This window comes from Streptomyces coeruleofuscus (assembly GCF_039532725.1).
Taxonomy (GTDB): domain Bacteria; phylum Actinomycetota; class Actinomycetes; order Streptomycetales; family Streptomycetaceae; genus Streptomyces; species Streptomyces coeruleofuscus.
Genome location: NZ_BAAASE010000001.1, coordinates 1 through 14934, shown reverse-complemented (window position 1 = coordinate 14934; position 14934 = coordinate 1). Strand labels below are relative to the sequence as shown.

Here is a 14934-nt window from a genome sequence, read left to right as displayed (position 1 = left end):
GCTCAAGAGTACTTCGTCCCGCTGACACCCCACGTCGACGGGGTTGGCCGTTTCCCGGCCAACCCCGTGGTGACTGCGTCCCTCGAACCGTTTATCCGGCTTCGGGGTCGCCCTTCGTGTACGTCAGGCGCTCCACGGCGCCCGGCTGGAAGTCGTCCTTGATCTTCTTGCCGTTGACGAAGAGGTCGATCGCGCCGGCGTCCCCGAGGACGAGGTGGACCTTCGAGCTGTCCTGGAAGGTCTTGGTGTCGCCCTGCTTGAGGACGCCGTCGAAGATCATCCGGCCGTTGTGGTCCTTGGCGGCGATCCAGCTGCGGCCGTCGACGGCGGCCACCTGGACCGTCACCTTGTCCCGCGGAGCTGCCGCGATGGCGCTGTCGGACGCCTCGGGCTTGGGGTCGGCGGGCTTCTTGGTCTTGGTGGTCGGGGAGGCGGAGTCGCCGGGCGTGGAGCCCTCGGCCACGTTCGCCTCGTTGGAGCTGTCGTCGCCGCCCTGGAACATCGTGAACCCGACGAAACCGATCACGGCGACGATCGCGGCGACCATGGCGGCGGTCCAGTTGGGCCCCCGCCGCTCCGGACGGATACGTTCCGCCTCGAACAGGGGAGCTGCCGGGGTCGGTGCCGGGCGCCCGCCGTGCTCGTCACCGTACTGGGCGAGCAGCGGGGCGGGGTCGAGGTGGACAGCCTTGGCCAGGGTCCTGATGTGCCCTCGGGCGTAGACGTCCCCGCCACAGGCGGTGAAGTCGTCCGCCTCGATGGCGTGCACGATGTTCATGCGGACCCGGGTGGCGCTACTGATGTCGTCGACGGTCAGCCCAGCGGCGATGCGCGCCTGCTGAAGGGCACGGCCGATGGAGGGGCGGGCTTCCTCGCGGTCTTCTTCGACGCGCTCGTCTTCGAACGGACGCTCGTCTTCAGGGGAGTTGCCGATGGACACGGGGGCGCCTTTCGAGCGTGTAGCCGCCTGTGCTGGAGGTTCAGTCTAGGGGGGGTACAAAAGGGTGGGGCAACCGGGCGGTGGCACTTTGTACGCCATCGGAATGGCCCGACATTCCGATGGTGGGGAAGCTGTTCATCGCTTCCCTCAACTTGACGTACGCCGACGGGAAACGGTTGCTCAATGATCCCTTACGGGTGAGTCACGATCCGGACACCCGATTAGTGCAACTCGGTGAGGCGACCGGCGTGTCCCGCTTCCCTACCCTTCAGACTCCCCCCGGATCAGCGCGAGCACGCCATCCAGCTCGTCAGGCTTCACAAGAACGTCACGAGCCTTCGAACCCTCGCTCGGTCCGACGATGTTGCGGGACTCCATCAGGTCCATCAGCCGCCCGGCCTTGGCGAAGCCGACGCGCAGCTTGCGCTGGAGCATGGACGTCGACCCGAACTGTGTGGAGACGACCAGCTCGGCCGCCTGGCACAGCAGGTCGAGGTCGTCGCCGATGTCCTCGTCGATTTCCTTCTTCTGCTTGGTGCCGACGGTGACGTCGTCCCGGAAGACGGGCGCCATCTGGTCCTTGCAGTGCTGGACGACGCCCGCGATCTCCTCCTCGGTCACGAAGGCGCCCTGCATACGGGTCGGCTTGTTGGCGCCCATCGGCAGGAACAGCCCGTCGCCCTTGCCGATGAGCTTCTCGGCGCCCGGCTGGTCGAGGATGACCCGCGAGTCGGCCAGCGACGACGTGGCGAAGGCCAGCCTCGACGGCACATTCGCCTTGATCAGGCCGGTGACGACGTCGACCGACGGCCGCTGTGTGGCGAGCACGAGGTGGATGCCGGCCGCGCGCGCGAGCTGCGTGATGCGCACGATCGCGTCCTCGACGTCCCGCGGCGCGACCATCATCAGGTCGGCGAGCTCGTCGACGATGACCAGCAGGTACGGATACGGCTGGAGCTCGCGCTCGCTGCCCTCGGGCGGCTTGACCTTGCCCTCGCGCACGGCTCGGTTGAAGTCGTCGATGTGCCGGTAGCCGTAGGCGGCCAGGTCGTCGTAGCGCAGGTCCATCTCGCGTACGACCCACTGGAGCGCCTCGGCGGCCCGCTTGGGGTTGGTGATGATCGGGGTGATCAGGTGCGGGATGCCCTCGTAGGCGGTCAGCTCGACCCGCTTGGGGTCGACGAGGATCATCCGGACGTCCTCGGGGGTCGCCCGCATCATGATCGAGGTGATCAGGCAGTTGATGCAGGACGACTTTCCGGAGCCGGTGGCGCCGGCGACCAGCATGTGCGGCATCTTCGCCAGCGAATGCATGACGTAGCCGCCCTCGACGTCCTTGCCGAAGGCGACCAGCATCGGGTCGTCGTCCTCCGCGGACTCCGCGAGCCGCAGGACGTCACCGAGGTTGACCATCTCCCGGTCGGTGTTCGGGATCTCGATGCCGACCGCGGACTTGCCGGGGATCGGGCTGATGATCCGCACGTCCGGGCTGGCGACGGCGTAGGCGATGTTCTTGGCCAGCGCGGTGATCCGCTCGACCTTCACTGCGGGGCCGAGCTCGATCTCGTAGCGCGTGACCGTCGGCCCGCGTGTGAAGCCGGTGACGCTGGCGTCCACCTTGAACTCGGTGAAGACGTTGGTCAGCGCGGCGACTATGGCGTCGTTGGCGGCGCTGCGGGCCTTGCCGGGGCCTCCGCGCGTGAGGAGGTCGAGGGCCGGCAGCGCGTACGTGATGTCGCCGGACAGCTGGAGCTGTTCCGCGCGCGGGGGCAGGTCGCGGGGCTTGGCGGGCGGCGACTTGGTGAGGTCGCGGACGCCCGCCTTCGGCTTCTCCCGCTCGGGCTTGTCCTGCTCGGGCTTCTCCTGCTGCGGCCGGGCGGCCGGGACGGGCGTCGGTGTGGTCGCCTCGCGGTCCCCGACGGTCACGCCCTGGGTGAGGTCGGCGACGATCGGCGAGGGCGGCATCCCGTGCAGCACAGCGCCGTCGAGCGCGGCGGCGGCCGCCGCGGCGACGTCCACGGCGTCCCTGGGCCGGTCCATGTCCGGCTGCGGCACGGCGGACCGCCGGGGACGGCCACGGCGCCGGGAGAGGGCCTCCTGCTCCGCGCTGTCGGGGTCGTACGCCGTCGGCGCCGGCGCACGCCTGCCGCGCGGCCGGGCGGGCAGCGCCTCACGCCACTGCTCGTCGTAGCGCTCGTCGTCCTCCCCGAACTCGTCCTCGGCAGGGTCGCGGACGATCCCGAGCCGCACCCCGAGCAGCCGCAGCCGCTGCGGGATGGCGTTGACCGGGGTGGCCGTGACGACCAGCAGCCCGAAGATCGTCAGCAGCACGAGCAGCGGCACGGCGAGCATGTCGCCCATGGCGTACGACAGCGGGGTCGCCATGGCCCAGCCGATGAGTCCGCCGGCGTCCCTTATGGCCTGCATGCCCTCGCCGCGCGCCGGTGAGCCGCAGGCGATGTGGACCTGGCCGAGCACTCCGATGAGGAGCGCGGACAGGCCGATGACGATGCGTCCGTTGGCCTCGGGCTTCTCCGGGTGGCGGATGAACCGCACGGCGATGACGGCGAGCAGGATCGGCACGAGCAGGTCGAGCCGGCCGAAAGCGCCGGTCACCAGGATCTCGACCAGGTCGCCCACGGGGCCCTTCAGGTCGGCCCAGGTGTCGGCGGCGACGATCAGCGCGATACCGAGCAGCAGCAGGGCGACGCCGTCCTTGCGGTGAGCAGGGTCGAGGTTCTTGGCGCCCTGCCCTATGCCGCGGAAGACGGCGCCGACGGCATGTGCGACTCCGAGCCACAGGGCGCGCACGAGCCGGTAGATACCCCCGGTCGGGCTCGGAGCCGGTTTGGGCGCGGCCTTCTTGGCCGCGGCCTTCTTGGCGGGCGCCCTTTTCGCTGGAGCCTTTTTGGCAGCGGCCTTCTTCGCCGGAGCCTTCGCCGAAGCGGCCGCCTTCTTCGCGGGCGTCTTCTTGGCTGCGGAGGGACGTGAGGCCATGGGTGTGAGGTTACCGGTGGAGACGACAAGGGACACGTGTGCCTACGGCTTCACCCGTTCGTGTCGCTCCCGGAGAGGCACAGAATTGACGCGCACTCATGGGCGGACAACGACGCCTGCCCGGGCGTCAGTTCTGCGAGGACACCGACGACGTGCTCCCGGTGCCCGGCTCCAGCGCGTCCAGCGCCCGCCGCAACCCCGTGAGCTTGCGCTCCAGATGAGCCGCCGTGGCCACCGCCGCCGCGTCCGTCGAGTCGTCGTTGAGCTGCTTGGTCAGCGCCTCGGCCTGCTCCTCGACGGCCGCGAGCCGCGCCGAGAGCTCGGCGAGCAGACCGGCCGACTCCTTGGCCTCACCGTCCGCGTCCTTGCCGTTGCCCTCCAACTGGAGCCGCAGCAGCGAGGCCTGCTCACGCAGCTGGCAGTTCTTCATGTAGAGCTCGACGAAGACGGAGACCTTCGCGCGCAGCACCCACGGGTCGAACGGCTTGGAGATGTAGTCGACCGCGCCCGCCGCGTAACCCCGGAAGGTGTGGTGCGGCCCGTGGTTGATCGCGGTGAGGAAGATGATCGGAATGTCCCGGGTCCGCTCCCGCCGCTTGATGTGCGCGGCTGTTTCGAAGCCGTCCATGCCCGGCATCTGGACATCCAGCAGAATGACCGCGAAGTCGTCCGTGAGCAGCGCTTTGAGCGCTTCCTCCCCGGACGATGCCCGCACCAGCGTCTGATCGAGCGCAGAGAGGATCGCCTCCAGCGCAAGCAGATTCTCCGGCCGGTCATCGACCAGGAGGATCTTGGCCTTCTGCACCATGGCCCGCCCTCCTCGCCCCGGCGTGGGGCCTCCCCTGTCCGCAGGACCTGGGGTCGCACCGGTGGGTGCCGCCCCAGGGGACGACTCCCTTGCGCCGCCCGTCCTTGTGCCGGTCATCGTAGCCGCACCCTGCCTGTCGCCACACCCTGTCACCGGGATGTCACTGTGCACATAGCAGAAACGCAGCAGGAGACCAGAAGGTTCCCCAGATCTCGTACTTCTACACGACTATGCGCACACTGAGTCCGCAACTCCGTGTGAACACCGAACCTTCCCGCCAACGTTGCGTAACGGTCCAACGTTCCCCTCATTCCCCTCGCATCCACTGATCCATCACCGTCAGCAGGTGATCGGGGTCGACCGGCTTCGTGACGTAGTCGGAGGCGCCCGACTCGATCGCCTTCTCCCGGTCGCCCTTCATCGCCTTCGCGGTCAGCGCGATGATCGGCAGCCCGGCGAACTGCGGCATCCTGCGGATCGCCGTGGTCGTCGCGTACCCGTCCATCTCGGGCATCATGATGTCCATCAGGACGACCGCCACGTCGTCGTGCTGCTCCAGGACCTCGATGCCCTCACGGCCGTTCTCGGCGTACAGCACGGACAGGCCGTGCTGCTCCAGGACGCTGGTCAGCGCGAAGACGTTGCGGATGTCGTCGTCGACGATCAGGACCTTCTGGCCGCCGAAGCGGATGCCGCGCCGCGGCTTCGGCGCCGCCTCCTGCTCCGCGGGCGTCCACTGCTCCGGCTGCGCCGGGCGCGGTGCCAGCTCCGGCATCCTGCGGCGCCGCCGGAACAGGGCGGCCGGACCGTTCTGCGTCTCGTTGTACGACCTCACCTCGGCCGGCGTCTCGGCCTCGACCTCGGACAGCTCGGACAGGTCCGGCGTCGCCATCAGGTCACCGGGCTCCAGGGCCGGCAGCTGCTGCTGATAGCCCTGCGGCGGAAGTTCGCTGGGGTGCAGCGGCAGGTACAGCGTGAACGTCGAGCCGCGGCCCGGCTCGCTCTGCGCGTAAATCTCACCGCCGAGCAGCTGGGCGATCTCCCGCGAGATGGACAGCCCGAGACCCGTACCGCCGTACTTGCGGCTGGTCGTGCCGTCGGCCTGCTTGAACGCCTCGAAGATCACCCGCATCTTGCTGGACGCGATGCCGATTCCGGTGTCGGTCACGGAGAACGCGATCAGCTCGGCGTCCGGATCGGTCAGCGACCCGGTCTCCAGCAACTGCTCCCGGATCTTCTGCGGCACGTCGTCCCGCGCCGGCCTGATGACCAGCTCCACCGATCCGGAGTCGGTGAACTTCACCGCGTTGGACAGCAGGTTGCGCAGCACCTGGAGCAGCCGCTGCTCGTCGGTGTGCAGTGTCGCGGGCAGCTCCGGCGACACCCGTACGGACAGGTCCAGGCCCTTCTCCGCGGTCAGCGGGCGGAAGGTGGCCTCCACGTAGTCCACGAGCTGGACGAGCGCGATCCGTGTCGGGGAGACGTCCATCTTGCCCGCCTCGACCTTCGACAGGTCGAGGATGTCGTTGATGAGCTGGAGCAGGTCGGAACCGGCCCCGTGGATCGTCTCGGCGAACTCGACCTGCTTCGGGGAGAGGTTCCCTTCGGCGTTGTCGGCGAGCAGCTTGGCCAGGATCAGCAGCGAGTTGAGCGGCGTACGCAGCTCGTGCGACATGTTCGCCAGGAACTCGCTCTTGTAGCGCATCGACACCGCGAGCTGCTCGGCGCGCTCCTCCAGGACCTGCCGCGCCTCCTCGATCTCGGTGTTCTTCACCTCGATGTCGCGGTTCTGCTGGGCCAGCAGCTCGGCCTTCTCCTCCAGCTCGGCGTTGGACGCCTGGAGGGCCTTCTGCCGCTGCTCCAACTCCGCCGAACGCTCACGCAGTTGCTCGGTCAGCTCCTGCGACTGCGCCAGCAGCAGCTCGGTCTTGGTGTTGACGGAGATGGTGTTGACGCTCGTCGCGATCATCTCGGCGATCTGGTTGAGGAAGTCCTTCTGGATCTGCGTGAACGGCGTGAAGGACGCCAGCTCGATGACACCGAGCACGCTGCCCTCGAACAGCACCGGCAGCACGATCACCTGCGCGGGCGGCGCCTCACCGAGCCCCGAGGAGATCTTCAGATAGCCGCTCGGCGCGTTCTCCACCAGGATCGTGCGCTTCTCCTCGGCGGCCGTCCCGACCAGCGCCTCACCCGGCTGGAACGACGTCGGCATGGAGCCCATCGAGTAGCCGTACGAGCCGAGCATGCGCAGCTCGTACTGGTCCTCGTCCGCGGCGCTCATGTCCTCGCCGTCGACGAGCGGCATCGCCACGAAGAACGCGCCGTGCTGCGCGGACACCACCGGCGTCAGCTCGCTCATGATCAGCGAGGCCACGTCCTCCAGGTCGCGGCGGCCCTGCATCAGCGCCGAGATCCTCGCCAGGTTGCCCTTGAGCCAGTCCTGCTCCTTGTTGGCGATCGTGGTGTCGCGCAGGTTGGCGATCATCTTGTTGATGTAGTCCTGGAGCTCCTGGATCTCCCCGGACGCGTCCACGTCGATCTTGAGGTTCAGGTCGCCGCGGGTCACCGCGGTCGCCACGCGCGCGATGGCACGCACCTGCCGGGTCAGGTTCCCGGCCATCTCGTTCACCGACTCGGTCAGGTCCCGCCACGTCCCGTCGACGTCACGCACGCGTGCCTGACCGCCGAGCTGTCCCTCCGTACCCACCTCACGGGCTACTCGGGTGACCTCCTCGGCGAAGGACGACAACTGGTCGACCATCGTGTTGATGGTCGTCTTCAGCTCCAGGATCTCGCCGCGCGCGTCGATGTCGATCTTCTTCGTCAGGTCACCCTTGGCGATGGCCGTGGTCACCATGGCGATGTTGCGCACCTGGCCGGTGAGGTTGGACGCCATCTGGTTCACGGACTCGGTCAGGTCCTTCCACGTGCCGGCCACACCCGGCACGTGCGCCTGCCCGCCGAGGATGCCGTCCGTGCCCACCTCACGGGCCACCTTGGTGACCTGCTCGGCGAACGAACTCAGGGTCTTCACCATCGTGTTGATGGTGTCGGCGAGCTGCGCGACCTCACCGCGCGCCTCGATCGTGACCTGCCGCGTCAGGTCGCCGTTGGCGACGGCCGCGGAGACCTGGGAGATGTTCCGCACCTGAGTGGTCAGGTTCTTGGCCATCAGGTTGACGTTGTCGCTCAGGTCCTTCCAGATGCCCGTGACCCCGGGCACGTGCGCCTGGCCGCCCAGGATGCCCTCGGTGCCCACCTCGCGGGCCACCCGGGTCACCTGCTCGGCGAAGGAGGACAGCTGGTCGACCATCGTGTTGACGGTCGTGACGAGCTCGAGGATCTCGCCCTTGGCGTCGACGGTGATCTTCTTCGACAGATCGCCCCGGGCGACGGCGGTCGTGACCTCGGCGATGTTGCGCACCTGGATGGTCAGGTTGTTCGCCATGCCGTTCACGGACTGGGTGAGGTCCTTCCAGGTGCCGGAGACGCCCTGCACCTCGGCCTGCCCGCCCAGGATGCCCTCCGTACCCACCTCACGGGCCACACGCGTGACCTCCTGGGCGAACGACGACAGCTGGTCCACCATCGTGTTCAGGGTGTTCTTCAGCTCCAGGATCTCGCCGCGCGCGTCCACGTCGATCTTCTGGGACAGATCACCCCGGGCCACCGCGGTCGCCACCTGTGCGATGTTGCGCACCTGCGCGGTGAGGTTCCCGGCCATGCCGTTCACGGAATCGGTGAGGTCCCGCCACACACCGGCGACGCCGGGCACCTGCGCCTGTCCGCCCAGCCGGCCGTCCGTACCCACCTCGCGCGCGACCCGGGTCACCTGGTCGGCGAAGGCCGAGAGCTGGTCGACCATCGTGTTGATGGTGTTCTTCAGTTCCAGGATCTCGCCGCGCGCGTCCACGTCGATCTTCTGGGACAGATCACCCCGGGCCACCGCCGTCGTCACCTGCGCGATGTTGCGCACCTGGGAGGTGAGGTTCCCGGCCATGGAGTTGACGGAGTCGGTGAGCTCCTTCCACGTGCCGGACACGCCGTCCACCTGGGCCTGACCGCCGAGACGGCCCTCCGTGCCCACGTCCCGGGCCATCCGGGTCACCTGGTCGGCGAAGGACGACAGCTGATCCACCATGGTGTTCACGGTGTTCTTCATCTTGAGCATCTCGCCGGAGACGTCGACCGTGACCTTCTGCGAGAGGTCACCGTTGGCGACCGCCGTCGTCACCTGCGCGATGTTCCGCACCTGTCCGGTGAGGTTCCGGAACGCCGTGTTGACGGAGTCCGTCAGGTCCTTCCAGGTCCCGGCCACACCCGGCACCTGCGCCTGGCCGCCCAGCTCACCCTCGACACCGATCTCGCGGGCCACACGGGTCACTTCGGCACCGAAGGCGGAGAGCTGGTCGACCATCGTGTTGACGGTGTTCTTCAGCTCCAGCATCTCGCCGGCCACGTCCACGGTGACCTTCTGCGACAGATCACCGTTGGCCACAGCCGTCGTCACGGCGGCGATGTCCCGCACCTGAGTGGTCAGATTCCGGAAGACCGTGTTCACCGAATCGGTGAGGTCCTTCCACGTCCCCGCCGCACCCGGCACGTTCGCCTGACCACCGAGCCGCCCCTCGGCCCCGACCTCGTTGGCCACACGCGTGACCTCGTCCGCGAAGATCCGCAGCGTCTCGGTCATCTGGTTGATCGTCTCGGCGAGCTGCGCGACCTCGCCCCGCGCCTGCACGGTCACCTTCCGCGACAGGTCACCGTTGGCGACCGCCGTCGTCACCTCCGCGATCCCGCGCACCTGGGCGGTGAGGTTCCCGGCCATGGTGTTGACGGAGTCGGTGAGCTCCTTCCACACACCGTCCACCCCGGGCACCTGCGCCTGCCCGCCCAGCGCACCCTCGGTGCCCACCTCACGGGCCACCCGGGTCACCTCGGAGGAGAACGCCGAGAGCTGGTCCACCATCGTGTTGACGGTGTTCTTCAGCTCCAGCATCTCGCCGGCCACCTGAACCGTGACCTTCCGGGACAGATCACCCTTGGCGACCGCCGTCGTCACCAGCGCGATATCCCGCACCTGAGCGGTGAGCCGGTACGCCATCGTGTTGACGGAGTCCGTGAGATCTCGCCACGAACCCGACATACCACGCACACGGGCCTGCCCGCCCAGCTTGCCCTCGGTGCCCACCTCACTGGCCACACGCGTGACCTCGTCGGTGAACGTCGACAGCTGGTCGACCAGGTTGTTGACGGTCCGCCCGACCTTCAGGAACTCGCCGCGCAGCGGCTGCCCGTTCCCGTCCGGCACCTGCGTCCGCAACTCCATGCGCGGCGACAGATCACCCTCGGCCACCGCGGACAGCACCCGGCTGACCTCGGAAACCGGCCGCACCAGGTCGTCCACCAGGGCGTTCGAGTTGTCGATCGCGGTCGCCCAGGAACCCTCGCAGGCCCCCGTCTCCAGCCGCTCGGTGAGCTTGCCCTCCCGGCCCACCATCCGCCGCACGCGCGAGAGCTCACCCGTCAGATGCAGATTGCGGTCGGCCACCTCGTTGAAAACCGCCGCGATCTCGGCCATCACGCCGTCCCCGGACACCGTGAGCCGCTTGCGGAAGTTGCCGTCCCGCATCGACACCAGGGCAACCATCAGCCTGTTCAGGGCTGCCGTGTCCACTTCAGTCGTGCCGCTACGCACTTTGCCCTGACTACTTGGGGACTGTCCGCCTTTCGCGCGCGCCTTCTTGCCACGCGTCGCTGCGCCAGACTCCACTGTGTCCCTCCCGCAGGGGTCGACCGTCACTGCTGTGCTGAGGTACCACGCTCGGCGTACCGGTTACTACTGCGTATTCTCCGCCCTGCATACCAGGCCGTTCCCGGGGGGCTGCTGCCCCCCGTACGCAGAAGACACTCAGCCTGCCCGGACTTTCACAAGAAGCTTGCCCAGTGTTTCACCCTGGCCGAACCAGGCCATAACAGTTCGGCAGCTTCGCACATCGTCCGCACACCCTCCGGACGGAAACACTGCAGACCGGCATCCGCATGGACCGCGAAGGTAAGTAACCTTGCATCCGGCTGTCCAGCCACGCCGGTCCGTCCGGCCTGGGCGGTGGCACGAAGACGAGCGGGCATCGGAGGGGCGGCCGCACACATGACCACCGGACTGATCCCTGGGGGACAGCCCCCGGACCCCCGGCCGACGGGTGGCCTGCCGCAACAGCGGCGCGAGCCGGTCGGCCACGCAGCCCAGCACGTCGAGAACCGGTCGAGGAGTTCTGTGATCACCGCGCGAGCGGCCGCCAGTTTCGAGCCTGTCGGGCGATCTGTCGCCAGCGCCCGCTCCTTCGTCCGCGACACCCTCCAGGGCTGGGGCTTCGCCGACATCGTCGACGACGCCGTCGTTCTCACCAGCGAACTGGTGACCAACGCCGTGGTCCACGCCGGCACCTCCGCCGACCTGCTCTGCCTGCGCAGCGACGAGGGCGTGCGCATCGAGGTCGCCGACCGCTACCCCGAGCGTGAGATCCCGCTCCAGGCCTCGGCCATCAACATGGGCAGCCCCGACCGCGAGGGCGGACGCGGCCTCCAGCTGTGCGCGGCCCTCGCCGGCCACTGGGGCGTCGAGTACACCCCCACCCACAAGACCGTCTGGTTCCAACTCGACCTCCCGGCCCGGGTCGTGGGCACCCGCGCGGCCGGCCCGGCCCTCCCCGCCGACCTCCTCCCCCTCGCCGACGGCCGGGTCCGCGTGGCCGTCGTCCAGATCGACCGCACCGGCCACATCACCGCCTGGAACGAGGACGCCGAGGACCTCTTCGGCTACCCGGCCGAGCAGGTCACCGGCAAGCCCCTGACCGACCTCGCGGCCTGGCCGCACACCCCGGGCACCAGCACCGGCATCGCGGAGGCACTCCAGCTCTCCCGCTGGGAGGGCAGCTACGGCATCCGCGCCGCCGACGGCCGCGTGACCCCCGTCTACGCCTCCCACCTGCGCGTCCGCGACACCGGCGGCGAACCGTCAACCGTGTGCCTCCTGGTGCGCGACCACGAACGGGCAGTTCTCCAGACGCCTCTGCGCGTCCCCGCCTCCGACACCGGCACCACCTCCGACGGCCAAAGCACCGACCCCTTCGAGGTGTTCATCGGCTACCCCGCCCCGGACGACCTCGACGGCCTCCTCCAGCGCACGGTCGAACGCGCCCGCGACATGCTCGACGGCGACTCCGCGTTCCTCCTGCTGGCCACCGACGACGAGACCGAACTGGAGGTCCGCGCTTCCACGGGCCTGCCCTCCGCCCGCCAGCGCTTCGCCCGCGTCCCCGTCGAGGCAGGCTCCGGCCGCTACGGCTCCGCCCGCATGCCGGCCGTCCACGACGACCTGACGGCCGTCCCCGGCGCGGTGCCACTGCTGAACGGCACGGGCATGCGCTCGGTCGTCACTGTTCCGCTGAAGGTCGAGGGCCGCCTCACCGGCTCCCTCGGCGTCGCCGCCGAGGCCCCCGGCAGATACTCCAACGAGGAGGCCCTGCGCCTCCAGTTCGCCGCCGACCGCATCGCACTCGCCGTCGAATCGGCCCGCCTCGGCGAACTGGAACGCCTGCGCCGCGGCTCCCTGAACTTCCTCGTCGAGGCCTCCGACCTGCTCGCCGGCACCCTGGACCGCGACCAGACACTGGCCCTGATGGCCCAGATGACGGTCCCCACCCTCGCCACCTGGTGCGCCGTCTACACGATCGCCCACCAGGCCTCCGAGCCCTACCTCTCGTACGTCCTGCACGAGGACGAGGAACTCATCGACGGCATCAAGTCCCTGCTGTCGAAGGTCCCCCCGCCCGACCCGGTCCCCACCCCCGGCGCCCGCGTCTGGACGGCCCCCGCCGAGGTGGCCCACCAGGCGGCCCTGCGCAGCTCCATGCGCAGCCTCGGCCTCAGCGGCGGCCCGACCCACCAGGTCACCCCCGGCATCGGCCCGACCCTCGCCACGGCATCCGCGGTGGGTGGCGAGACGGTCGTCCTCCCCCTGGTCGCCCGCAACCGCGTCATCGGCATGCTGACCCTCGGCAAGCCCACCGACGAACACTTCCGCCAGGAGATCCTGGAACTCGCCGAGGACCTGTCCCGACGAGCCGCCCTGGCCCTGGACAACGCCCGCCTCTACTCCGAGCGCACGGCCATCAGCCAGTCCCTCCAGCGCAGCCTCCTCCCGCCGGAACTCCCCACGATCGAGGGAGTCGAGGTCGAGGTCATCTACCGCGCCGCCGGCGAGGGCAACGAGGTCGGCGGCGACTTCTACGACGTCTTCCCCATCCGCGACGGCGCCTACGGCTTCGCCATCGGCGACGTCTGCGGCACGGGCCCGAACGCGGCGGCGGTCACGGGCCTGGCCCGTCACGCCCTGCGCCTCCTGGCCCGCGAGGGCCTCAGCGGCCCGGCGGTCCTGGAGCGCCTCAACTCCGCCATCCTCGACGAAGGCGCCCGCAGCCGCTTCCTCACCCTCCTCTACGGCGAGATGCGCCCCCAGGAGGACGGCAGCGCCGAACTCAAGGTCGTCTGCGCCGGCCACCCGCTCCCGCTGCGCCTACGCCAGGACGGCTCCGTGGAACCGGCGGCCGAACCCCAGCCGCTCCTCGGCGTCATCGACGACCTGGAGCTCTACGAGCAGAGGGTCACCCTCGACCCGGGCGACGTCCTCCTGTGCGTCACGGACGGCGTCACCGAACGCCGTGAGGGCGCCCGCATGCTGGGCGACGACGGCCTCGCCGACGTCCTCACGACCTGTACGGGCCTCACGGCCGGCGCGGTCGCGGCCCGCATCATGCGCGCGGTGGAACGCTTCGCGTCGGACGCCCCGTCCGACGACATGGCGATCCTGGCGATGCGCGTCCCGGGGCTCCACAAGGACTAGGACATGGAAAAGGCCCCACCCGTGAGGGTGGGGCCTTTTCAGTTGGAGCCCCCAAACGGAATCGAACCGTTGACCTTCTCCTTACCATGGAGACGCTCTACCGACTGAGCTATAGGGGCCTGTCGCCTGCGGGGTTTCCCGCGCGGCAACGGAATAGATCATACCCCGAACAGACCCGTGCTCCCAACCACATCAGAAGGCGGGCTGGAGAAGCCCTCCAAGGGCATTACAGGCGGACACGATCCGCTGCATGTCCCGCTTGGTCAGCGTGGCGTCCACAGGCAGTGCGAGCGTCTCGTCGGAAGCCCGCTCCGTCTCCGGCAGAGAAACACACCGCCGGAATTCGGGCAGCCGATGCACCGGAGTCTTCACCGGAACCCGGCACTCGACCCCCTTGGCCCGCACAGCCCGCGCGAAAGCGTCCCGATCCGGTCGTCCATTGCCCGGAACCCGCACGACGTACTGCTGATAGGTGTGCCCGTCACCGTCGTCCGGCGTCCGCACACCCCTCAACTTCGCATGGAGATAAGCCGCCCGCTCCCTGCGCTGGGCTATCTCGTCGTACGGCGCCTCGGACTCCCCCTGCTCCAGCACGAGCAGTCCGTGCCGAGCTCCCAGCGCGTGCAGCCGCACGATGTCGGCGAGCCGCCCGAAGCGGTGTACGACCACCACGGCCGCGGTCCGCGAAGTCATCGCCGCTTCCACAGCGGAGGCGTCCAGGCAGTAGGTGACGGGATCTATGTCGGCGAACACCGGCATTGCCCCGGCCTTGGCCACGGCCTCGGCGACCTCGACGTTCCCGAAGGCCGGCACGACGACCTCGTCACCGAGTCCGACACCGGCGGCCCTGAGCATTGCAGCAGTACCCATACCGTGGATGCTGATCGCGCAACGTGAACTTCAAGTGACGGAGAACAAAAAAGGGCTGGACCCGTAACCGAAGTTACGGGTCCAGCCCTGTCAAGAATTGTTCGGCGGCGTCCTACTCTCCCACAGGGTCCCCCCTGCAGTACCATCGGCGCTGTAAGGCTTAGCTTCCGGGTTCGGAATGTAACCGGGCGTTTCCCCTACGCTATAACCACCGAAACACTATGAAACTGTCCAGCCGCACCACACCGTGACCATGGCATGGGGCTGTTCGTGGTTTCAGAACCAACACAGTGGACGCGAGCAACTGAGGACAAGCCCTCGGCCTATTAGTACCGGTCAACTCCACACGTTACCGTGCTTCCATATCCGGCCTATCAACCCAGTCGTCTACTGGGAGCCTTACCCTCTCTA

Annotated in this window: 6 protein-coding genes, 1 tRNA gene and 2 rRNA genes; 1 reads left to right on the top strand and 8 read right to left on the bottom strand. The window is 68.7% G+C overall.

Annotated elements, in window-relative coordinates; all coding sequences use genetic code 11:
• Window positions 1-91: 91 nt before the first annotated feature.
• The 4 genes from ABFX81_RS00045 to ABFX81_RS00030 form a co-directional block, all read right to left on the bottom strand.
• Window positions 92-940, bottom strand: a complete 849-nt coding sequence (locus ABFX81_RS00045; protein ID WP_086854197.1) for a RodZ domain-containing protein — start codon at window positions 938-940, stop codon at window positions 92-94.
• 261 nt (window positions 941-1201) lie between these two features.
• Entirely contained in the window at window positions 1202-3937 is a 2736-nt protein-coding gene (locus ABFX81_RS00040; RefSeq protein WP_346137446.1) for an FtsK/SpoIIIE family DNA translocase, read from the bottom strand.
• A 127-nt stretch (window positions 3938-4064) separates the two neighbouring features.
• Window positions 4065-4745, bottom strand: coding sequence for a response regulator (locus tag ABFX81_RS00035; RefSeq protein ID WP_059418393.1), 681 nt, complete (start codon window positions 4743-4745; stop codon window positions 4065-4067).
• A 307-nt stretch (window positions 4746-5052) separates the two neighbouring features.
• Window positions 5053-10521, bottom strand: a complete 5469-nt coding sequence (locus tag ABFX81_RS00030) for a HAMP domain-containing protein (RefSeq protein WP_086854199.1) — start codon at window positions 10519-10521, stop codon at window positions 5053-5055.
• Window positions 10522-10899: 378 nt separating this feature from the next.
• Between ABFX81_RS00030 and ABFX81_RS00025 the strand changes: the two genes are divergently transcribed.
• A complete protein-coding gene (locus tag ABFX81_RS00025) occupies window positions 10900-13653 on the top strand; it encodes a SpoIIE family protein phosphatase (RefSeq protein WP_346137445.1) in 2754 nt (917 codons plus the stop codon).
• Window positions 13654-13696: 43 nt separating this feature from the next.
• Here ABFX81_RS00025 and ABFX81_RS00020 read toward each other — a convergent pair.
• The 4 genes from ABFX81_RS00020 to ABFX81_RS00005 form a co-directional block, all read right to left on the bottom strand.
• A tRNA-Thr gene (locus ABFX81_RS00020) sits at window positions 13697-13772 on the bottom strand.
• 73 nt (window positions 13773-13845) lie between these two features.
• Complete coding sequence (locus ABFX81_RS00015; RefSeq protein WP_086855589.1) at window positions 13846-14508, bottom strand: DegT/DnrJ/EryC1/StrS family aminotransferase; 663 nt, start codon at window positions 14506-14508, stop codon at window positions 13846-13848.
• Window positions 14509-14622: 114 nt separating this feature from the next.
• Window positions 14623-14739: ribosomal RNA gene (rrf, locus tag ABFX81_RS00010) — 5S ribosomal RNA — on the bottom strand.
• Window positions 14740-14829: 90 nt separating this feature from the next.
• Window positions 14830-14934 (bottom strand): 23S ribosomal RNA (locus tag ABFX81_RS00005); the annotation flags it as partial.

Bases quoted from the DNA above. Each gene is read 5' to 3' on its own strand.
- ABFX81_RS00040 (WP_346137446.1), bottom strand. From the start codon at position 3,937: ATGGCCTCACGTCCCTCCGCAGCCAAGAAGACGCCCGCGAAGAAGGCG.
- ABFX81_RS00035 (WP_059418393.1), bottom strand. From the start codon at position 4,745: ATGGTGCAGAAGGCCAAGATCCTCCTGGTCGATGACCGGCCGGAGAAT.
- ABFX81_RS00025 (WP_346137445.1), top strand. From the start codon at position 10,900: ATGACCACCGGACTGATCCCTGGGGGACAGCCCCCGGACCCCCGGCCG.
- ABFX81_RS00015 (WP_086855589.1), bottom strand. From the start codon at position 14,508: ATGCTCAGGGCCGCCGGTGTCGGACTCGGTGACGAGGTCGTCGTGCCG.